General features: G+C 62.6%; 18 protein-coding genes. 9 read left to right on the top strand and 9 right to left on the bottom strand.

The genetic code is table 11. The features are described from left to right. Positions 1-37: 37 nt before the first annotated feature. The 6 genes from J2X43_RS04225 to J2X43_RS04200 all read right to left on the bottom strand — a co-directional run bounded on the left by J2X43_RS04225 (position 38) and on the right by J2X43_RS04200 (position 6,957). On the bottom strand, positions 38-1,567 hold the full coding sequence (locus J2X43_RS04225) for an FGGY-family carbohydrate kinase (RefSeq protein WP_112388459.1): 1,530 nt from the start codon (positions 1,565-1,567) through the stop codon (positions 38-40). Between the two features lie 34 nt (positions 1,568-1,601). Further along, the gene (locus tag J2X43_RS04220) at positions 1,602-2,444 is read right to left on the bottom strand and encodes a DeoR/GlpR family DNA-binding transcription regulator (protein WP_112388460.1); all 843 of its coding nucleotides are present in this window, start codon (positions 2,442-2,444) and stop codon (positions 1,602-1,604) included. A gap of 180 nt (positions 2,445-2,624) precedes the next feature. Then, positions 2,625-3,572, bottom strand: coding sequence for a D-ribose ABC transporter substrate-binding protein (locus tag J2X43_RS04215; protein ID WP_112388461.1), 948 nt, complete (start codon positions 3,570-3,572; stop codon positions 2,625-2,627). A gap of 111 nt (positions 3,573-3,683) precedes the next feature. Continuing rightward, positions 3,684-4,736, bottom strand: coding sequence for an ABC transporter permease (locus J2X43_RS04210; protein ID WP_112388462.1), 1,053 nt, complete (start codon positions 4,734-4,736; stop codon positions 3,684-3,686). 23 nt (positions 4,737-4,759) lie between these two features. Next, complete coding sequence (locus tag J2X43_RS04205; RefSeq protein ID WP_112388463.1) at positions 4,760-6,304, bottom strand: sugar ABC transporter ATP-binding protein; 1,545 nt, start codon at positions 6,302-6,304, stop codon at positions 4,760-4,762. Beyond that, positions 6,301-6,957 (bottom strand): DUF2291 domain-containing protein, encoded by a 657-nt coding sequence (locus tag J2X43_RS04200; protein WP_112388464.1) that lies wholly within the window; start codon positions 6,955-6,957, stop codon positions 6,301-6,303. The genes J2X43_RS04205 and J2X43_RS04200 overlap by 4 nt, the downstream gene beginning before the upstream one ends. 791 nt (positions 6,958-7,748) lie before the next feature. Here J2X43_RS04200 and J2X43_RS04195 point away from each other — a divergent pair. The 7 genes from J2X43_RS04195 (at position 7,749) to J2X43_RS04165 (ending at position 14,929) form a co-directional block, all read left to right on the top strand. Then, on the top strand, positions 7,749-9,320 hold the full coding sequence (locus J2X43_RS04195; protein ID WP_112388466.1) for an FGGY-family carbohydrate kinase: 1,572 nt from the start codon (positions 7,749-7,751) through the stop codon (positions 9,318-9,320). A gap of 37 nt (positions 9,321-9,357) precedes the next feature. Continuing rightward, positions 9,358-10,866, top strand: a complete 1,509-nt coding sequence (locus J2X43_RS04190; protein WP_112388467.1) for a glycerol-3-phosphate dehydrogenase — start codon at positions 9,358-9,360, stop codon at positions 10,864-10,866. Between the two features lie 11 nt (positions 10,867-10,877). Continuing rightward, complete coding sequence (locus J2X43_RS04185) at positions 10,878-11,810, top strand: sugar phosphate isomerase/epimerase (protein WP_112388468.1); 933 nt, start codon at positions 10,878-10,880, stop codon at positions 11,808-11,810. A 72-nt stretch (positions 11,811-11,882) separates the two neighbouring features. Then, positions 11,883-12,818 carry a sugar-binding transcriptional regulator gene (locus J2X43_RS04180; protein WP_112388469.1) on the top strand — a complete coding sequence of 312 codons (936 nt, stop codon included), beginning with the start codon at positions 11,883-11,885 and terminating at the stop codon, positions 12,816-12,818. 100 nt (positions 12,819-12,918) lie between these two features. After that, complete coding sequence (locus J2X43_RS04175; protein ID WP_112388470.1) at positions 12,919-13,695, top strand: DeoR/GlpR family DNA-binding transcription regulator; 777 nt, start codon at positions 12,919-12,921, stop codon at positions 13,693-13,695. After that, complete coding sequence (locus J2X43_RS04170; RefSeq protein WP_112388471.1) at positions 13,692-14,462, top strand: triose-phosphate isomerase; 771 nt, start codon at positions 13,692-13,694, stop codon at positions 14,460-14,462. The genes J2X43_RS04175 and J2X43_RS04170 overlap by 4 nt, the downstream gene beginning before the upstream one ends. An 11-nt stretch (positions 14,463-14,473) precedes the next feature. After that, positions 14,474-14,929 carry an RpiB/LacA/LacB family sugar-phosphate isomerase gene (locus J2X43_RS04165; RefSeq protein WP_112388472.1) on the top strand — a complete coding sequence of 152 codons (456 nt, stop codon included), beginning with the start codon at positions 14,474-14,476 and terminating at the stop codon, positions 14,927-14,929. A gap of 450 nt (positions 14,930-15,379) precedes the next feature. Here J2X43_RS04165 and dhaL read toward each other — a convergent pair whose 3' ends face one another. From dhaL to J2X43_RS04150, 3 genes are read right to left on the bottom strand one after another with little or no spacing between them, the layout of a single operon-like run. Further along, complete coding sequence (gene dhaL, locus J2X43_RS04160) at positions 15,380-16,015, bottom strand: dihydroxyacetone kinase subunit DhaL (RefSeq protein ID WP_112388474.1); 636 nt, start codon at positions 16,013-16,015, stop codon at positions 15,380-15,382. Further along, positions 16,015-17,025 (bottom strand): dihydroxyacetone kinase subunit DhaK, encoded by a 1,011-nt coding sequence (dhaK, locus tag J2X43_RS04155; RefSeq protein ID WP_112388475.1) that lies wholly within the window; start codon positions 17,023-17,025, stop codon positions 16,015-16,017. The genes dhaL and dhaK overlap by 1 nt, the downstream gene beginning before the upstream one ends. A 52-nt stretch (positions 17,026-17,077) precedes the next feature. Further along, a complete protein-coding gene (locus J2X43_RS04150) occupies positions 17,078-17,782 on the bottom strand; it encodes a transcriptional regulator NanR (RefSeq protein WP_112388476.1) in 705 nt (234 codons plus the stop codon). 186 nt (positions 17,783-17,968) lie between these two features. Here J2X43_RS04150 and oiaX point away from each other — a divergent pair, with 186 nt between their 5' ends. Next, positions 17,969-19,225 (top strand): 3-oxo-isoapionate-4-phosphate decarboxylase OiaX, encoded by a 1,257-nt coding sequence (gene oiaX / locus J2X43_RS04145; protein WP_310291295.1) that lies wholly within the window; start codon positions 17,969-17,971, stop codon positions 19,223-19,225. A 5-nt stretch (positions 19,226-19,230) separates the two neighbouring features. Then, positions 19,231-20,562: a four-carbon acid sugar kinase family protein gene (locus J2X43_RS04140; protein WP_112389005.1), complete on the top strand. Its 1,332-nt coding sequence runs from the start codon at positions 19,231-19,233 to the stop codon at positions 20,560-20,562. The last annotated feature ends 33 nt before the right edge of the window (positions 20,563-20,595 follow it).

Genomic DNA, 20,595 nt, shown 5'->3' with positions numbered 1-20,595 from the left:
CGTCCTAAATCGCCCGCCGCAGCAGGCATCATTCATTTCAGTTCACGGCCTGATCGGGCGCCAGCGCCGCGATCTTCGGCCAGAGCGGCGTCATGGCATCGGCGATTTCGCGAAACAGCTGGTAGCGCGTCTCATAGTCGGCGCTGCGTGCCGGGTCCGGCTGGCAGGTTTTCTCGATGCTTTCGGTATCGCGTGGATCGCTCTGCGGATCGGCATAGATCCCGGCACCAGACCCGGCGCAGAGCGCCGCGCCCCAGGCCGCTGCTTCGTCGGTTTCGGTCACGGTGACCGGCATGCCGAGGATATCGGCAAACATCTGCACGACAGCGGGATTGCGCGAGATGCCGCCCGCCAGACGCGCCCGGTCGAATGAGAACCCGTCGCGCAGAGCATCGACATGGATACGGTGATTGAAGGCAATACCCTCAAGCACGGCCCGCAGCATGTCGCCGCGATCATGCCAGCCGCCGAGCCCAAAGAACCCGGCGCTCGCCTCCGCGCCATAGGGCGAGCCGAAGAGATAGGGATGGAACAGCGCGGTCGAGGGCCGCTTGAATGCCGCATCGATCTCCGGGCCAAGCAGGGCATGAACAGAGCGGCCGCTCGTCTCGCCCTCAGCCCGCTCGGCGGCGCAGAGCTTGTCGAGAAACCAGTCGTAATTCGCCGTCGATGCCGGCGAGATCGACATGCTGTTCCAGATGCCGGGCGCAATGCCGTTGCGGCAGAACCAGCGCCTGTCGACGCGCGGTTCGGACGATAGCGTCTCGTTGATCGAGTAGGTGCCGGCGATGATGGCGACGACGCCTTTGCCATATCCCCCGGCTCCGAGCGCCGAGGCGGTGACATCATGCAGACCCGCCATGACGGGCGTGCCTTCGGTGAGGCCGGTCAGATTTGCGGCCTCGCGCGTCACCCGGCCGACGATCTGGTCGGAACGTGAAGCCGGCGGCAAGGCGTGAACGAGCTTCTGCAAACCGAAGAGCCGCAGCGCATCCTGGCTGTAATCCTGTGTCTTCACGTCGGTGAAAGAGGTGCTGGCCTCGGTGCGATCGGTGCCGATGATGCCTGTCAGGCAGAAACGCAGCCAGTCCTTGCAGCTGATGAAATGGCCGATGCGCTTGTAGCGCTCGGGCTCCATTTCGCGGATCCAGGCGAGCAGCGCCGAGGGTGCGGAGACGTGCGGGATCTGGCCGGTCAGTTCGATGGCGCGCTCGGCGACATCACTGTCCGTCCATTCGTTGACGATTGGGCCTGCCCGGCTGTCGAGCGACAGGATGGCGCGGCCGAGCGGCTGCTGATCCCCGTCGAGCAGATAGATACCGTCGCCATGCGCGGTGGCGGCTATACCCTGGATATCGCTTGCGGGGCGCTTGCTGAGCGCGATCGCCTCGCGGATAGCATCGGCCGTCGCGCTCCACAATTCGCCCATGTCGCGCTCGATATGGCGCGCCTTGGGAATGAACTGCGTGACGCGGCGCCTGCTGACTGCGAGCGGCGTGCCGTCAATGTCGAAAATGACGGCCTTGGTGACCGTCAGGCCACTATCGATCCCGAGCAGACTCGGCATTCGCCTTCCTCACTATCAGCAACCGGTGGCCGGGTTACAAGCGCCCTCCGGCGCTCTTGGCGACCACCACGTTGATATCCTTGGACCGCATGCGGTCGATGTGCACGGCGTCGGTCTTGTCGTCGACGATGACGACGTCGAACTCGTCCAGTGCTGCGAAACTATGGAGTGCCCGCCGTTCGAACTTGGTGTGATCGGCAAGCAGGATGCGTTTGACGGAACAGTCGAACATGGCGCGCTTGGTATCGACGGTCTCCGGCGACTGGTGCAGGACCGTGCCGTCGCTGATCGCCGACATGGAGATGAAGGCGATATCCGCCCGCAGCCCCTTGATCTCGCTGATCGTCATCCGGCCCATGAAGGCGTTGCACCAGTTGTAATACTGGCCGCCGAGTGCCAGCAGCGTCACGTCATGCATGCCAGTCAGCGCGTTCATCAGCGTCAGCGAATTGGTGATCGCGGTGACAGGCACCTTCGACGGCAGGTGCGCCGCCATCTGCAGAACCGTCGTCGAATCGTCGAAGAAGATCGCCTGCCCGGGCTCGACGAATTGCATCGCTGCCTCGGCAATCAGCTTCTTCTCCGTTGCCTGCCGGTTCGAGCGATAGACGTCGCTCGATTCGATCAGGTTCGTCGCCGCGGCGGTCACGATGCCGCGCGTCTTGCGGAAAAGCCCGCGGCTGACGAGTTCATCGACATCGCGATGGGCCGTCATCAGGCTGATCCCGAAACGATCCGTCAGGTCTTCGATCCGCATCGAGCCTTCATTCATCACGGCCTCCGCGATCATGCGGCGGCGCGCGATCTGGCGCGTCTGCCGGCTGTCGCTTGTCAGCTCTTCCAACAGATCTTCGCCCTGGCTCGTCTTCTGTGTCACGGGGTCACCCTTGTCGCTGAATTCTGGATCCCAGCTTCGTACAGTGATTGCCACGCCAAGGCAAAAAGGTGAAACGGAACGGGCGGTTGCTGCCGCGGGCACCATTTCAGGCATTGCGGAAGCCGGGCGGGTGGATGCCGCCCGGCTCTAAGGCGCGCTCTCACGAGCGCTCCTTCGATGTTACTGCGAAAGGACGAACGGGCCGGTGTACTTGTCGACATTGTCCTTGGTGATCAGCAGGCAATCGAAGAGCTGCTTTTCGCTCTTGGCGCCGGTGCTGCCATTCTTGATGACATTATCGGCCTGCTTGACGGCTTCTTCAGAGAAGACGGCAACGGGCTGGAGAACGGTGTACTGCAGTTCGCCGGCCTTGATCGCCGCAACAGCGTCCGGAGAACCGTCGAAGCCGCCGACCTTGATGTTGGCGAGCTTGCCGGCTTCCTTGAGCGCTGCGATCGCGCCGAGGGCCATTTCGTCATTGCCGGAGATCACGCCGACGATGTCAGGATTTGCCTGCAGCATGGACTGCATCTTGTTGTGACCCTTGGTGCGGTCCCAATCGGCAACTTCCTTGGCAACCTTCTTCAGGTCCGGGTACTGCGACAGCACGGTTTCGTAGCCGTTGGAGCGGGTTGCAGCGTTGTTATCGGAAGGAGCGCCGAAGAGTTCGGCATAGTTGCCCTTGTCGCCGACAGCTTCGACCCACTGCTGCGCACCGAGGGCGGCACCCTGGGCGTTGTTGGAAACGAGCTGCGCCTTCGCCAGGCCTTCCTGGTTGATTTCAGCGTTGACGAGGATGACCGGGATACCGGCGGCGACAGCCTTCTTCACCGCACCGACCGAACCGTCAGCATTGGCCGGGTCGAGAATGATCGCGACCGACTTGTTGGTGATCGCCGTGTCGATCAGGTTGCTCTCGGTGTTGGTGTCACCCTTGTGGGCGCTGACCGAAGCCGTGTAGCCGAGCTTTTCAGCGGTTGCCTTGGCAACATTGCCTTCCGTCAGCCAGTAGGGGTTCGACGGATCGTTGACGATGATCGTCATCGCGCCAGCTGCCCAGGCGGACGTTGCGAGGAGCGGTGCGACAGCCGCGGCGGCGAGAAGAATGCGCATGCCTTTTTTAAACATAGTCTCTCTCCCATTAGTGAGCTCAGTTGTGCCGGGAACCGGCGTTGCTTTCCCCAATCGGCCTTCTTGGAACCCCAGCCTGCCGTCGTGGATAAGTTTCAGTCGCAGCCGTCAGGACGATTTAACCCGGCGGCCGTATTGGATGCTGTTCATCAAGACGGCGAGGACGATGACCGCACCGGTAAAGACCGTCTGCCAGTAGGCGGAGACGCCGATGATCACGAGACCATCGGACAGAAAGCCGATGACGAAGGCGCCGAGCATGGTGCCGCGCACCGTGCCGCGGCCACCCGTGAGGGCTGCGCCGCCGATGACGACGGCTGCGATCGCGGTCAGTTCGTAGGTGGTACCCGCTGTCGGGCCTGCCGAGGTCAGCTGCGAGGAAAGCACCAGGCCGGCGATGGCCGCGCAGACACCTGAGAGCACATAGACGATGATCTTGACGCGCTTGACCGGAACGCCGGAGAGGTCGGCCGCACGCTCGTTGCCGCCCGACGCATAGAGCCAGCGGCCGAAGGCCGTGCGGCTGAGAACGATGCCGCAGACGACGGCGAGCACGGCAAGGACGATGACGCCGATCGGAACGCCGCCGAGGCGGTTGAAGCCGAGCCAGTCGAAGCCGGTATTGCCAAGCTCCGGACGGCCGCCGAGATTATTGTAGGTGAGACCGTTGGTCATCAGCAGCGCGATGCCGCGGGCCACATAGAGAACGCCGAGCGAGGCGACGAAGGCCGGCACCTTAAGATACGCGACCAGCACGCCGTTGACCGCACCGACCAGGGCGCCGAGCGCGCAAGTCAGCACCACGACCGCCCAGACTGGCGGATAGAGGATGACGCCGAAATAGCTGAGCGTCACGCCCTGCATCAGGAAGCCGGCGATGCAGCCCGCGAGCCCCAGCGTCGAGCCGACCGAGAGATCGATGCCGCCGTTCAGGATGACCAGCAGCATGCCGATCGCCAGAATGCCGAAGATGGCGACATGCGAGGCCATGATCAGGAAGTTGTTGAGGCTGAAATAATAGGGCGACAGGAACGAGAAGACTGCGATGATGACGATCAGCGCGAAGAACGCCCTGCCCTCAAGGATCAGACGCACGATATTGGTGTTGCGCTTCTGCCCGTTCGGAACTGTCTTCTTCTGGGTGATATTTGTGACTGACATAATCAGTGCTCCATAATTCCGGGCTAGTGCGCGACCATGGCTTCGCCGGAGGCGGCCATGATCTTTTCCTTGGTGACGTCAGAGCTGAACTCGGCCGAGATCCGGCCGCGATGCATGACGATGATGCGATGCGCGATGCTCAGGCATTCGTTGACTTCGGAGGTCGAATAGACGACCGCGAGCCCCTGCTTGGCGCGCTCGGCAAGCAGCTTGAAAACCTCAGCCTTGGCGCCGATATCGATGCCGCGGCTCGGTTCGTCGAGCAGGATGACCTTCGGCTGCGTGGCCAGCATCTTGCCGATAACGACCTTCTGCTGGTTGCCGCCGGAGAGCGAGCCGATCGACGCCTCGCCGCCATCTGTCTTGACGTGGACACGGCGGATCGCATCGTTGACCAGCTCCCGTTCGCGCCGGCCCGAGGTGAAGAGACCCTTGGTGAAGGCGCCGATGCTGGCAAGCGATAGATTGGTGCCGACAGTCATCGTCTGCACCAGGCCATCGCGCTGGCGATCTTCAGGAACGAGAACGAGGCCGCTTTCGATACGCCCTGCAATGCTGAGGCCGCCGACATCGCGGCCCTCAAGCAGGACTTGGCCGCCGCTCGAGCGCAAACGCCCGGCGACGCATTCCAGAAGCTCGGTACGCCCGGCGCCCATCAGGCCGTAGATGCAGACGACTTCGCCGGCACGAACCTTCAGCGACAACCGGTCGACGGCGTTATAGGCAGCGCCCGACGGACCGGGCACGCTGAGATTGTCGATCGACAGCGCCACTTGGCCGAACTGATGGCCGTCCGGCGGGCTGCCGAGATCGAAATTGTCGCCGACCATGTTGCGGACGATCCACTCGAGATCGATGTCCTTGCGCTCGGCATAGGCAGTCATTGTGCCGTCGCGCAGGACGACGGCGTGATTGGTGATCTGCAGCGCCTCTTCGAGATGATGCGAGATATAGACGATCGAAACGCCGCGGCTCGTCAGGTCGTGGATGACCTTGAACAGAACTTCGACTTCGGTGGCGCTCAGCGCCGAGGTCGGTTCGTCCATGATCAGGATGCGCGAATTGACCGAGAGCGCGCGGGCGATCTCGACGATCTGCTGCTGGCCGAGGCGCAGGTCCTCGACGCGCGTCAGCGGATCGATGTCTTCCTCGAGCTCCTCCAGAAGCTCGCGTGTCTGGCGCTCTTCCTCGGCGAAATCGACCATGCCGCCGGTGATGATCTCGCGGCCCATGAAGATGTTGTCGCGGACGCTGAGATTGGGCGCTAGGCTGAGTTCCTGGTGAATGATCGAGATGCCGTGTTCACGTGCATGGGTCGACGAGGTGAAGCTGATCGGCGAGCCATCGAGGATGATCTCACCCGAGCTTGGCTGCACGACACCGGAAAGGATCTTCATCAAGGTCGATTTGCCAGCGCCGTTCTCTCCGAACAGCGTGGTCACCTGACCGCGATGGATGTCGAAATTCACGCCCTTGAGGGCATGAACATTGCCATAGGACTTGGCGATGTTGCGGGCGGCGAGAACGACCTCGCCCTGCACTCCGTTACTGCGCAGCGGCTGGCTCATTTGACTTCGACCTTGACGGGCGTGACCAGCCAGTTTTTCGGATTGATCAGCTTGAACACGCCGACCACGGTCGCGGATTTCCCATCCAGCGTTTCCGGATCGAGGCCGGTAAAGACCGACTTTTTCATCTCGTTGTTGATGGCCGATCCGGCGTCCTGATACTGGATCTGGTTGGTGAACTGGCCGAATTCGATGGTGCCGGTGGCATCGCGGAGGTCCGTGCCGTTGACCGCAGGACCGGTCTGGACACGGACCACCGTCTCGGGAGGCAATCCATCGACTTTGAGTTCGTTGGTGTTCGATTTGCGGGCGCCGAACGTGCCTGTCAGCGTGACGGGAATGACCGGTCCGGTGCTCGTCGCGGTGCCGTATTTCTCGGCGGCGGCCTTCTTGTCGGCGGCGATGGCGGCGGCAAGATCGGCAGCCGGTACGGCGCGCTCCTGCACATTCGCCAATATCTTCGGGAACTGCTCGGCGCCAAAGGTTTCAGGCGAGAAGACCTGCTGCCTGACGTCGTTTTCGGAACCGATCTTGACCACCGTCGTGTCAAGCGCGATGGCGCCGACGACGGCAACAACGAACGCCACGCCCACGATGAGCTTCAGATTGCCGCTGCTCGGCTTCGGTGCTGCGTAATCGGACTGTGTGCTCATGTCGGGACGGCCTTTGACTGGGAGACGATAAAGCGAAGGGGCTGGCTGCGATTACGATCGCAGACGCGCCACGGCATGGCATCGCGCCGGATCAGAACCCGGCAGGCAGCCCGCGAAAGCGCAACTCTGGACGAAAATCCACATTGGAAGCCTCCTCCTCAGGACCCGGCGCCAGTCTCCTCCGACCGCCTGATCCTGCAATCACCCATCCGGAAGCAGGCTTCCGTGATAGAACTGTGTTACTTATGCCGGAAACAATGTTATAATTTCATAATGCTGTCAACGGCACTTTTATGAGAACCTGCGTATCAATGCGGCGCTTCACAGCTTGTTTATCGCGTTGCGGCGCAACATAGGAAGGCAGCAAATGCACAAATAAATACCTGTCAAAGAATTTGGAAAACTCAGACAACGCATTGATATTTAATATTAATTAAAGATATGAGATATTCGCGGCAAAAGCGGCGACTGCAGTCTTGCGCAAATAGAGGCGGCCGCCACTCATCAAGCTGACGCCTATTATTTTAGCTGAAAAAATTTTCATGACTAGAAAAATCTTGCTGGCCTTGTGATATCTTTGTGTTATGTTTATCGGTGAGGCCTATGGGAGGTTTCGGCAGATATTCGATTCATTTCCGGCGGCAGGCACACGCTTGCGGCCCGTCACCATGGAATCGATCATGCGGCCGAAGCAGAGCGATGGAATTCGGCCGATCGGGAGGACTGCATGATGAATTGGACGCGCGTATTGCCCGCCGCAGCGTTCCCGGCATTGGCGGGATAACCCTGCGATGACATCGACACAGAATATCGTCATCGGCATCGACGCCGGCACATCCGTGATCAAGGCGGTCGCCTTCGATCTTTCCGGACGCCAGATCGCCGCCGCATCCGTACGCAACAGATACACTACCGGCGACGACGGCTCGGCGACGCAGCCGCTTGCGCAGACATGGGCAGATTGCGCCAGCGCGTTATGCGGCCTCGGTGAAAAAGTGCCCGGTCTTGCGGCGCGCACCGCCACCGTTTCCGTCACCGGACAAGGTGACGGCACGTGGCTCGTCGGCCGCGAGAATGCACCGGTCGGCGATGCCTGGCTGTGGCTCGATGCGCGCGCCGCATCGACGGTGGTCTCGCTTGCATCCAAGCCGAACAACCGCGCCCGCTTCGAGGCGACCGGCACCGGCCTCAACACCTGCCAGCAGGGCACCCAGCTCGCGCATATGGACCGTTTCGCGACCGATCTCCTTGATCGCGCCGAAACGGCGCTGCACTGCAAGGATTGGCTCTATCTCAACCTCACAGGCATTCGCGCGACCGATCCGTCGGAGGCGAGTTTCACCTTCGGCAATTTCCGCACCCGGCAATATGACGACGCCGTCATCGATGCGCTTGGCCTCGAACACCGGCGCAATCTGTTGCCTGACATCATCGACGGGACCGAAGTCAGCCATCCGCTGACATCGGATGCTGCCAAGGCCTGCGGGCTGCTGGCGGGAACGCCCGTCTGCCTCGGCTATGTCGATATGGTGATGACCGCGCTCGGCGCAGGCGTCCGCAGCGGCGGGCGCAACGCCGCCTGCTCGACGATCGGCTCGACCGGCGTCCACCTTCGCGCCAAGGCCGTCGGCGATGTCCACCTTAACAGCGAGGGCACCGGCTATGTGATCGCCCTGCCGATCCCCGGCATCGTCACCCAGGTCCAGACGAATATGGGATCGACGATCAATATCGACTGGATCCTCGATATCGCCGCCTCGCTGATGGCAGACGCCGGCAAGACGGTTTCGCATGCGGAACTGATCGCGCGCATCGATGGCTGGTTTGCCGATAGCAAGCCGGGCTCCGTGCTCTATCACCCCTATATTTCCGAAGCCGGCGAGCGCGGCCCGTTCGTCAACGCCAATGCGCGTGCCGGCTTTGCCGGACTGTCCACGCGCCACCGTTTCCCCGATCTGGTGAGAGGCGTCGTCGAAGGTCTGGGCCTCGCGACCCGCGATTGCTATGCGGCAATGGGGGCGATGCCGGAAGAGCTGCGCATCACTGGCGGCGCCACGCGTTCGCCAAGCCTGCGCCGCTCGCTGTCAGCAGCCGTCAACGCCCCGATCCGCCAGTCGCAGCGCGAGGAGACCGGGGCTGCCGGTGCCGCGATGATGGCTGCGGTCGCGGTCGGCGTTTATCCGACGATGGATGATTGCATTGCCGACTGGGTCTCGCCGCTGCTTGGCGAACCCGAGGTTCCCGATGCCGCCGAGGCGGCGCGGTTCGAAACGCTTTTCGCAGCCTATACCGACATCCGCCAGGCAATGGCGCCCGCCTGGGACAAGCTCGCCTCGACCGCGACGGCGACACCAGGCGCATAACTCAAGTTCTGATGCGCTGGCATCGAAGGAGCATGACATGACCGAACCCGAAACCCTGGACCTCTTCGTCATCGGCGGCGGCATCAACGGCGCCGGTATCGCACGCGATGCCGCTGGCCGTGGGCTCAAGGTGGCGCTGTGCGAAAAGGATGATCTGGCGCAGGGAACCTCGTCGCGGTCGGGCAAACTGGTGCATGGCGGGCTGCGTTATCTCGAATATTACGAATTCCGCCTGGTGCGCGAAGCGCTGATCGAACGCGAAGTGCTGCTCAATGCCGCCCCGCACATTATCTGGCCGATGCGCTTCGTGCTGCCGCACAGCCCTGAGGACCGTCCGGCCTGGCTGGTCCGCCTCGGCCTCTTCCTCTACGACCATCTCGGCGGCCGCAAGAAGCTTCCCGGCACCCGCACGCTCAACCTGCTGCGCGACCCCGAGGGCACGCCGATCCTCGATCAATACAAGCGCGGCTTCGAATATTCCGACTGCTGGGTCGATGATGCCCGCCTCGTCGTTCTGAACGCCGTCAGCGCCGCCGAAAAAGGCGCGATCGTCCTGACCCGTTCGCCTGCCGTCTCCGCCCGGCGCGAGAATGGCGCATGGACCGTCGTCACCAAGAACAGCACGACAGGCGAGACCCGCACTTTCAGGGCCAAATGTCTGGTGAATTGCGCCGGCCCCTGGGTGACCGACATCATCAACCGCGTGGCCGGATCGAACTCGGCCCGCAATGTGCGCCTGGTCAAGGGCAGCCACATCATCGTCCCGAAATTCTGGGCGGGCTCGAATGCCTATCTCGTCCAGAACCACGACAAGCGCGTCATCTTCATCAACCCTTATGAGGGCGACAAGGCGCTGATCGGCACCACCGATATCGCCTATGAAGGCCGCGCCGAGGATGTCTCTGCCGACGAGAGCGAAATCGATTACCTGCTGAAGGCCGTGAACCGCTATTTCAAGGAAAAGCTCCGCCGCCAGGATGTGCTGCACAGCTTCTCCGGCGTGCGCCCGCTCTTCGACGACGGCAAGGGCAATCCGTCCGCCGTGACCCGCGACTATGTCTTCGATCTCGACGAAACCGGCGGCGCGCCGCTGCTCAATGTCTTCGGCGGCAAGATCACCACCTTCCGCGAGCTTGCCGAGCGCGGCCTGCACCGCCTCAAGCACATCTTCCCCGGCATGGGCGATGACTGGACGCAGACGGCGCCCCTGCCCGGCGGCGAAATCCCCAATGCCGACTATGAGACCTTCGCCAACAGTCTGCGCGATACCTATCCCTGGATGCCGCGCAAGCTCGTGCATCACTATGGCCGCCTCTATGGCGCCCGCACCAAGAATATCGTTTCAGGAGCAACCAGCATCGAGGCGCTCGGCCGCCATTTCGGCGGGCAGTTCTACGAGGCGGAGGCGCGCTATCTCGTCGCCACCGAATGGGCGGAAACGGCAGAGGACATCCTCTACCGCCGCACCAAGCACTACCTGCACATGAGCGAGGCCGAGCGTGCTGCCTTTGCCGACTGGTTGGCCTCCTCCCGCCTTGCCGCCTGAAGGAGGTTTCGATGACGCTGACGCTTTCGTTGAACACCAATCCGCTGGTAAACCGCTTCGCGGAGCCCGACGATCTGATCGACACGGTGGCGAGCGACCTGAAGATCCGAGACCTGCAGTTGACCCATGAATTCATCAATCCGAGCTGGCAGGCGCCCGTGATCCGCCGCCTGACGCGGAGCATGAACACGGCGCTGCGGCGCACCGGCGTTCGCGTCACCTCGGGCATGACCGGCCCCTACGGCCGTCTCAACCATTTCGGCCATCCGGATGCCGAGGTCAGGCGCTACTATATCGACTGGTTCAAGACCTTTGCCGATATCACCGCCGATCTCGGCGGCGATTCCGTCGGCACGCAGTTTGCGATCTTCACCTACAAGGATTTCGACGACCCCGTTCGCCGTGAGGAACTGATCAAGATCGCCATCGACAGCTGGGCCGAGGTCGCCGAGCACGGCCGTGCCGCCGGTCTTTCCTATGTTTTCTGGGAGCCGATGAGCGTCGGCCGCGAGTTCGGCGAGACGATCGCCGCCTGCCTCTCGCTGCAGGAGCGGCTGACGGCGGCGAAAATGGCGATCCCGATGTGGATGATGGCCGATATTGACCATGGTGACGTCACCTCCGCCAACCCCGACGATTTCGATCCCTATGCCTGGGCGCGCGCCGTGCCGCCGGTGTCGCCGATCATCCACATCAAGCAGAGCCTGATGGACAAGGGTGGCCACCGTCCCTTCACCGCTGATTTCAACGCCAGGGGCCGCATTCAGCCGGCGCCGCTGCTGAAGGCCTTTGCCGATGGCGGTGCTGTCAACAACGAGATCTGCCTCGAACTCTCTTTCAAGGAGCGTGAGCCGAACGATCGCGAGGTCATCCCGCAGATCGCCGAAAGCATCGCGTTCTGGTCGCCGTATATCGACACCGGCATCGACGACTTGAACATCTGAGATGGAGAATTTTAAAAGGCAGCACCACGACGCGGCGGAATCGCCACGCAGGACATTCGAAAGGAAGCGGCTGTGACGGATGCCGATGATACGCTTGCCGTACGTGCCGCATGGCTGCATTACGCCGGTGGATTGACCCAGTCGGAGGTCGCCCGGCGCCTCGGTGTGCCCTCGGTCAAGGCGCACCGGCTGATCGCGCGCGCCGTCGCCGATGGCGTGGTGAAAGTCACGATCGACGGCGATATCGTCGAATGCGTCGAGCTCGAATCCCGCCTTTCGGAGCGTTTCGGGCTGCAATATTGCGAAGTGGCACCCGATCTCGGCGAGGAAGGCCTGCCGCTGCGCGCGCTCGGCCATGCCGGCGCCGGATATCTGAAGCGCGAGATCGAGCGGGGCGACAACAAGGTGATCGGCCTCGGTCATGGGCGCACACTGTCGGCGGCCGTCCAGTACATGCCGCGCATCAACGCCAAGGACCTGCGTTTCGTCTCGCTGCTTGGCGGTTTGACGCGGAACTACGGCGCCAATCCTTACGACGTGATGCACCGGATCGCCGAAAAGACCGGGACGCATGCCTATGTGATGCCCGTCCCCTTCTTCGCCAATACCGGCGAGGACCGTAAGGTGCTGAAGGCGCAACGCGCCGTGAAGGAAGTCTTCGACCTCGCCAACAATGCGGATCTCAAGCTCGTCGGCCTTGGAACCGTCGATGCCGAAGCGCAGCTGGTGCTCTCGGGCATGGTCGAGCCCAGCGAAATCCAGGATATCGCCGCGGCCGGTGGCGTCGGCGAAATTCTCGGCCATTTCTTCGATGCCGATGGCCAGGTGCTGGACACGGCGCTGACCGCCCGCACGCTTTCGGCCTCCTTCCCGAAGTCGAAGACCGAACGTCTCGTCGCGCTCGCCGGCGGCCAGTCGAAGGTCGCGGCGATCCGCGCCATCCTCAACAGCCGCCGCCTTTTCGGCCTCATCACCGATGAGAAGACCGCACAGACGCTGTTGCAATAGCCACCAAAGCAACATTATTTGATCGCAAAATCACATCATATATGTTGCTTATCACGAAATATCCGTTACCTTAACACCATAGACTTGGGTGGAGACCGGAATGAAGCGGGAAGAGCGGCAGCAGCTGATCGTCAATCTGCTCGTCGAAAACAAGACCGTCGATCTCGACGACCTTGCCGATCGCTTCACCGTGTCGAAGATGACTGTTCACCGCGATCTCGACGACCTTGAGCAGGCCGGCGTGCTGCGCAAGGTCCGCGGCGGCGCGACGATCGACGCCGGAACCCAGTTCGAAAGCGATTTCCGCATCCGCGAGCGCCAGGGCGGCGAAGCCAAGATCGCCATGGCGCAGAAGGCATTGGAGCTGGTCGAGCCCGGGATGACCGTGATGGTCAATGACGGGTCGATGGCGGCGGTGCTTGGCGAAATGCTGCTGCAGAAGCGGCCACTGACCGTGATCACCAACAACGCCGCGATCATGGAGCGGCTGAAGAGCGAAAACGGCATCACGCTGATCGCGCTCGGCGGCATCTATTCCGCCAAATTCAACGCCTATCTCGGCGTCGTCACCGAGGAAGCGCTGTCGAAGCTCAGGGCCGATATCGCCTTCATCTCGACTCCCGCCGTCAGCGGCAGGCTCGCCTATCACATGGACGACAATGCGGTCCGTACCAAGCGGGCGATGATCGCTTCGGCATCGAGGAGCTGCCTCCTGGTCAACCACGAGCGCATCGGCCACACCGCCCTGCACGTGATGGCCGATCTGGCCGGCTTCGACGCCGTCATCACCGACAAGGCGCCCGAAAAGCCCGCCCTCGACGAATTCGAACAGGCGGGCATCGCGCTCACCATCGCATCAGAACAGGATCCGACATGACCGAAAAGCCGCGCTTCTGGATCGGCACCAGCTGGAAGATGAACAAGACACTTGCCGAAGCGCAAGCTTTCGCCCGCGGCCTCGAAGCTGCCGATGCGGCGCGCGATCCGCGTATCCAGCGCTTCGTCATCCCGCCCTTCACCGCCGTGCGCGAAGTCAAGGCGATGCTGGCCAAGACATCCGTCAAGGTCGGCGCGCAGAACATGCACTGGGCCGATCAGGGCGCCTGGACCGGCGAGGTCTCGCCGGTGATGCTGAAGGACTGCAATCTGGATATCGTCGAGCTCGGCCATTCCGAGCGCCGCGAGCATTTCGGCGAAACCGACGAGACGGTCGGCCTGAAGACCGAAGCGGCCGTCCGCCACGGCCTGATCCCGCTGATCTGCATTGGCGAGACGCTTGCCGACCGCGAAAGCGGCAGGGCCGCGGAGATTCTGGCCACGCAGGTGCGCGGCGCCCTTTCGAAGCTCTCGGCAGCACAGAAATCGGCCGAGATCCTGCTCGCCTATGAGCCCGTCTGGGCAATTGGCGAAAACGGCATTCCGGCGAGCGCCGATTATGCCGACGCCCGCCAGGCCGAAATCATTGCGGTTGCCGAAGAGGTGCTCGGCCGCAAGATCCCTTGCCTCTACGGCGGCTCGGTCAACCCTGGAAACTGCGAAGAACTGATCTCGAGCCCCCATATCGACGGGCTCTTCATCGGCCGTTCGGCCTGGAACGTCGAGGGCTACCTCGACATTCTCGCCAAATGCGCCGCCAAACTCTAAGGAGAACGACAATGAAGCTTGCCATTGCAGGAGACAGCGCCGGCGAAGGTCTCGCCAAGGTTCTGGCCGATCATCTGAAGGATCGTTTCGAGGTGCACGAAGTCTCGCGCACCAACGAAGGCGCCGATCCCTTCTACGCCAACCTCTCCGACCGCGTCGCCTCCGGCGTCATCGACGGCACCTACGACAAGGCGATCCTCGTCTGCGGCACCGGCATCGGCGTCTGCATCTCGGCCAACAAGGTCCCCGGCATCCGCGCCGCGCTGACCCACGACACCTATTCGGCCGAACGCGCAGCGCTCTCCAACAACGCCCAAATCATCACCATGGGCGCCCGCGTTATCGGCACCGAACTGGCGAAGTCGATCGCCGATGCGTTTCTGGCGCAGACGTTCGACGAGAACGGCCGGTCTGCTGGGAATGTGAAGGCGATGGACGAGCTGGACGCGAAGTATAACGTTCGGTGAGTTGGGTGGGTGCCTTCATCATGAGGCGCTCCTCGTGTTTGTACGCACGTGATACCATGCCCGCTCCGTCGCCTGCTTCCATGCGGGATTTGAAACGCTCTGGCGTGCCTGGAGCCCCCTCACCCTACCCTCTCCCCGAGGGGAGAGGGGGGAAGTCAGAGCGAGAGGCCGCCGCAGCTTTCCCTTCTCACCAGCGGGGAGAAGGTGGCCCAAAGGGCCGGATGAGGGGGCTACACCCGTAGTTCTCCCTCATCCCTGTGCTTGTCACAGGGCTCCAGCAGCCGCGCGTCCGCGCGGCGGGAGATTTTTACGTTTACTCAAGAATCATTCACGGCGCAGACGCGCCGTGGCTGGATTCCTGTGACAAGCACAGGAATGAGGGCAGCGAGTAGGCAACATCGCAGGACACCGAGACTGCCATTTCACAGGGTCTCGCTAGCGAAGATCACCTCACCCGAAACTCGCCGCCATCGTCCCGATAATCAACGCCGCCGAAACCGCCCCCGGATCGGCATGGCCAAGCACACGCTCGCCCAACCGTGATGCCCGGCCCTTGGTCGCGAGCATCGCCTTGGTCGCTTCCGCCCCGGCATTTGCCGCATCCACAGCCGCCTTCAGGCAGACGGCAAGCGAAGAGCCGTTGGCAAACGCTGCCTCAGCCGCATCGGCGGCCGGGCGCCAGGCATCGACCATCGTCTTTTCGCCCGGTACTGCCTTGCCGCGGTCCTCGATCCCCTTGGCCATGGCGGCAAACGCCCTCACCATGTCCTCGTCGCCGGCGGATGCCTTGCCCTTCAGCGCCGCACCGGCGCGCATGAAGGCCGTCGCATAGAGCGGTCCCGATGAGGCGCCGACGGCGTTCAGGAATGACTTGGCGGCGAGGTTGAAGATGGCGCCGAGATCACTCTCTGCCGCATTGGCCGCGAGGCTTGTCTTCACCGTCGAAAAACCGAGCTCCATGGTGATACCATGGTCGGCATCGCCGATGACGCCGTCGAGTTCACTGAGGCGGTCGCGGTTTTCCGTAATGGTCGCGGCGATCGCCGAGAACAGGGCGCGCAGGTCCTGTGCAGTGATCTCAGCCATCAGTGGCCGCTCCTGAACATGGCGCAATCGCAGGGGTGGTCGAGCAGCGATTGCAGCTCATCGTCGAGATGCATGAGGGTCACCGAGGCGCCCATCATGTCGAGCGAGCTGCAATAATTGCCGACGAGCGTCGAGTGGATGACAAGGCCCTCGCCATCAAGCCGCTGCTTGACGCGGGCCATCATGATGTAGAGCTCCATTAGCGGCGTGGCACCGAGGCCGTTGACCAGAACGGCAACGCGGTCACCGCGGTCGGCTTTCATCTCGGGCAGGATCTTGTCGAGCAGATCGTCGGTAATCGCATTGGCGCTTTTCAGCGGGCCGCGCTCGACGCCCGGTTCGCCATGGATGCCCATGCCGATTTCCATCTCGTCGGGGCCGAGCTCGAAATTCGGCTTGCGCGTCTGCGGCAGGGAACAAGGGCCGAGCGCCACGCCCATGGTGAAGGTCCGGTCATTGGCCTTGCGGGCGACGGCCTCGCAGGCATCGAGATCCATCATCCGGTCGCTGGCAGCACCGGCGATCTTGAAGACGAAGACATTGCCGGCCACGCCGCGGCGATCCGTACGCCGGTCGCGCGGTGCCGAGGCGACGTCGTCGGTGGTCAGCACCGTGCGCACCTCGATGTCTTCCATCGCCGCCATTTCGGCCGCCATGTCGAAATTCATCACGTCGCCGGCATAGTTGCCATACATGAAAAGCACGCCCGCGCCGCCATCGACGGCCTTGGCACATTCGAGGATCGGGTCCGGCGGCGGCGAGGCGAAGACATTGCCGATCGCCGCAGCGTCTGCCAAACCGCGCCCGACGAAACCGACGAAGCTCGGCTCATGACCGGAGCCGCCGCCGATCACCAGGCCGACCTTGCCCTTGCGCGGACCATCGACCGCGACCACCGAGCGGGTGGTGCCCTCGATCAGTTTCAGGTGATTGGGATGGGCGGCCAGCATACCCGCCAGCATTTCGTCGACGGCATCCGCGCCGTTGTTGATGATTTTCTTGACCGTCATCGATCCTCCTTCGATGCATGCAGCCGCCCCTCTTCCCAGGCGGCAGGCCTGCCTATTTCGTGTAGAGCGCCCGTGAGCGCTCGAGATGCTTCAGCACCGCCGATTCTGCACCATCGGCATCGCGTGCCGCAAGGCGCTCGACGATCTCTTCGTGCTCGACCAGCGTGAATTTTTCCTTGCCGGTCCAGATCAGCATCTCCGTGTGATATTCGCGCAGCCACGCCAGCATTGCCTCGCTGACCGCGGCAAAGATCGGGTTGCCGGAAATCTGCGCGATGCGGGTGTGAAACTGCATGTCGGCGGAGATGAAATCTTCAGCGTTTCCAAGCGACTCGCGCTGGCGGCTGATGATCGTCTTCAGCGCCTCGATATCGGCTGACGTCGCGCGCTGCGCCGCTTCGCGCGCCATGCCGCGCTCGAAGAAGATACGGGCGCTCTTCAGGTTTTCGAGACTGTCATTGGACTGCGACAGCATGATCTTCGCCGTCAGGTCCACCTGCCGGAAGATCGACTGCGCCGTCAGCTTCAGCACCTTGGCGCGCTCGCCATGGGAAATGTTGACGAGGCCCATACCAGCCAGCGACTGCATCGCCTCGCGGATCGCCGGACGGCCGACCCCGAAACGTTCCATCAGCACGCGCTCGGAGGGCATTTCATCACCGGGCTTCAGTTCGCCCGAGGTGATCATGCGTTCGAGCCTGTCGAAAACCTCGTCGGAGAGCTTCCGGCGAACGATCTGCTCGATTGGTTGGGTCATGATGTCTCGCTGGCTCAGAATTCCCTCCCCATTAGCATTTTGCGCGGCGGCGACAAAGGCCGCGATACAATCATTCGGCAGCGCTCAGGAAATTTTCCATTTGCGAAATTGGAATACTCATTATACCAGTTAGGCAATGATTGCCAAGATGCTGGGCTTGGCCTGAGGAGCATTAAAGACGTGAGTATGATCACCCTTACCTACCGCATTGAAACTGCGGGCAGCGTCGAAGCCATGGCCGACAAGATCGCATCGGATCAGTCGACGGGCACCTTCGTTCCGGTTCCCGGCGAAACCGAAGAGCTGAAGGCGCGTGTCGCTGCCCGCGTGCTGGCGATCCGCCCTCTCGAGGATGCGAAGACGCCCGGCTGGCCGGAAGTTGCCGAAGGTCACGGACCGCTCAAGCGCGCCGATGTCGATATCGCCTTCCCGCTCGATGCCATCGGCACGGATCTTTCGGCGCTGATGACGATTGCAATCGGCGGCGTCTATTCGATCAAGGGCATGACCGGCATTCGCATCGTCGATCTGAAGCTGCCGCCGGAATTCAAGGGCGCCCATCCCGGGCCGCAGTTCGGCGTTGCTGGCAGCCGCAAGCTGACCGGCGTCGAGGGTCGCCCGATCATCGGCACCATCGTCAAACCGGCGCTGGGCCTGCGTCCGCATGAAACGGCGGAACTCGTCGGCGAACTGATCGCATCCGGCGTCGATTTCATCAAGGACGACGAGAAACTGATGAGCCCGGCCTATTCGCCGCTCAAGGACCGCGTCGCCGCGATCATGCCGCTGATCCTCGATCACGAGCAGAAGACCGGCAAGAAGGTGATGTATGCCTTCGGCATCTCGCATGCAGATCCGGACGAGATGATGCGTAACCATGATCTGGTCCTCAAGGCGGGCGGCAATTGCGCCGTCGTCAATATCAATTCGATCGGCTTCGGCGGCATGAGCTTTTTGCGCAAGCGCTCCGGACTGGTGCTCCACGCCCACCGCAACGGCTGGGATATCCTGACCCGCAACCCGGCGACCGGCCTCGATTTCAAGGTCTATCAGCAATTCTGGCGCCTGCTCGGCGTCGACCAGTTCCAGATCAACGGCATCCGCGTCAAATACTGGGAGCCGGATGAAAGCTTCGTCGAATCCTTCAAGGCGGTCAGCACACCGCTGTTCGACAAGGCGGATTGCCCGCTTCCAGTAGCCGGTTCCGGCCAGTGGGGCGGCCAGGCACCGGAATCCTATCAGCGCACCGGCCGGACCACCGACCTCCTCTATCTCTGCGGCGGCGGCATCGTCAGCCATCCGGGCGGCCCGGCGGCAGGCGTGCGCGCGGTGCAGCAGGCATGGCAGGCGGCGGTTGCCGATATCCCGCTTGAGACCTATGCCAAGGATCATCCTGAACTGGCGGCCTCTATCGCCAAGTTCGCCGACGGCAAGGGTGCGTGATTGCCATGAGCAAGCTGCTGCTCAGCTACTATGGCGATGACTTCACCGGCTCGACCGATGTGATGGAGGCGCTCGCTTCCAACGGCGTGAAGACCGCTCTGTTCCTCGGCATTCCCAGCGCCGAAACGCTTGCCAAGTTCGCGGATTGCCAGGCGATCGGCATTGCCGGTACCAGCCGCAGTCAGACACCGGAATGGATGACGGCAAACCTGTCGCCTGCTTTTGCCTGGCTGAAAGCGCTCGACGCCGCGGTCTGCCACTACAAGGTCTGCTCGACCTTCGATTCCAGCCCTGCGATCGGCAATATCGGCAAAGCGATCGAGATCGGCCGCGAGGTTTTCGCGCAGGATTGCGTGCCCGTGATCGTCGGCGCGCCGCAGCTGAAGCGCTACACCGCCTTCGGCAATCTCTTCGCCGCCTATCAGGGCACGGTCTACCGCATCGACCGTCACCCGGTCATGAGCCGCCATCCGGTGACGCCGATGGCCGAGGCTGACCTGACCGTACATCTTGCCGCCCAGACCAGCCTGCCGATCCGCCTTGCCGATCTGGCGATGACGGCGGCCGATGCCTCAGCGGGTATCGATACACTGCTTGCCGGGAAGCCCGGCATCCTGCTCGTCGATGTCGATGGTCCGGCGTCGCAGGCGATTGCGGGCGAACAGGTCTGGCGCCTGCGCGGCAATGGCGGCCTGTTCGTTGCAGGCTCCTCCGGCATTCAATATGCGCTGCTGCATGCCTGGCAGCACGAGGGGCTAACCTCCGGCAAGGTTGAGTTCGCGCTACCCGGCGCGGTGGAGCGCCTTGCCGTTGTCTCCGGCAGCGTCTCGCCGACGACGGAGCGGCAGATCCGCACCGCGGCCGAGAGTGGCTTCGATACCATTCCCGTCGATCCGCTGGCGCTGGTCGGCGAAAGCGGCGACGCCGCAATCGACGGCGCCGTCACCGCAGGTCTTTCAGCCTTGAAATCCGGCCGCAGTGTCATCCTGCACACGGCGCTCGGCCCCTCCGCAGACCGCGGCACGGAGATCGACCGCATTCCAGAAGCGCGCCACCAGCTCGGCATCCGCCTCGGTGTCATCCTGCGGCGGCTGGTCGAAGCGGAGAAGCTGCCCCGCGCCGTCATCGCCGGTGGCGATACGTCCAGTCATGCATTGAGCGAGCTGCGCGTCGAGGCGCTGACAACGTTGCTGCCTCTGCCTCAGACGCCGGGCTCGCCGCTTTGCACCGCCCACGGTTCATACGCGCCGACGAACGGACTGCAGATCGCGCTGAAGGGCGGTCAGGTCGGATCCGACGGCTATTTCGCGCAAATACGCGATGGACGTCGATCCTGACGGATCAAATTGTTGATAGCAACTGATGTAGTG

Source organism: Rhizobium sp. BE258 (genome assembly GCF_031457345.1).
In the GTDB taxonomy this organism is placed as follows: Bacteria; Pseudomonadota; Alphaproteobacteria; order Rhizobiales; family Rhizobiaceae; genus Rhizobium.
The sequence above is the reverse complement of the archived record's forward strand: the minus strand, read 5'-3'. Positions and strand labels throughout refer to the sequence as shown.